The 867-nt window shown below is 40.3% G+C and carries 2 protein-coding genes; both read left to right on the forward strand.

From position 1 onward, the window contains the following. The first annotated feature begins 198 nt into the window (after nucleotides 1–198). A complete protein-coding gene (locus A3761_RS24275) occupies nucleotides 199–555 on the forward strand; it encodes a hypothetical protein (protein WP_068740072.1) in 357 nt (118 codons plus the stop codon). A 110-nt stretch (nucleotides 556–665) separates the two neighbouring features. Beyond that, nucleotides 666–867 (forward strand): hypothetical protein (locus tag A3761_RS28715; protein ID WP_231881301.1); only part of this gene is annotated, 202 nt, incomplete at its 3' end.

Below are 867 nucleotides of genomic sequence, written 5' to 3' on the forward strand. Positions count from 1 at the left end.
TGATACTGCTTCATCATTATTGCTGGCATCGAAAGTGGCGGATAAGTCGCTCAGTGTGTATATGAGTGATGCAAATGGTGCAACATGCACCACCCATAATGGTTACCTGAAGGCTAGTTACATCATACTGTACTGAACACAATAAACATCGAATTAAGGCTAGATCACGGATTCATTTTGTCTGGTTTAGGTTGAAATATGAAATCAAAAATTACTCTGATGTTAGGAATACTTTTCTTTGCGTTTAGTTATCATGCTAATTCTGCTGAAACTACTAAGCTGGCGAACGCAGAGATTACTAATCTAATGATTGACTCTATTAATGGCGATGTGTTGTTTATAAGTGCTGAAGGTGAATTGACTGGTACAACATGCACAACTAATCAGACATGGGAATATGTACTACCGGTAGCATCGGATGCTAGAACCCAAACAATGATTTCGTTTCTCTTAACTGCGTACGCTGCAGGTAAAAAAGTGACTTTGAGAGGGACTGGTGTATGTGGAGATACATATTCTTCGATTGAAACACTCTATAGAGTTAAGCTCGATTAGTTACGATAAAGGTGTCGGATCTATTTTCCTACTGCTGTTTTTAGGCTCAAGCGAGTTGGCTCTGATGGAAATTAGAACGTCGTAAACAGGTTGGATAAGGAAGTTACTAAATGAGAAAAATAATCTTTGCCGTTGTGATGTTGTTAATAAGCGTAGACCTGTTCGCAGCGCACGGTAGAACTGCTTCAGCAGTGCCTACGCAGCTTATTCTCGCTCGTAGTGAAGGAGTGATGGTTCTAGGAGCTTTTGGAAATCCAGCAGCGTGCGAGACCACTAATTCAAATATCATAAACGTTGATAGAGTTTGGGTTC

This window comes from Oleiphilus sp. HI0123, assembly GCF_001635315.1.

What these genes read in the sequence shown, in the direction of transcription:
- A3761_RS24275 (WP_068740072.1), top strand. Translation starts at nt 199, where the DNA reads ATGAAATCAAAAATTACTCTGATGTTAGGAATACTTTTCTTTGCGTTT.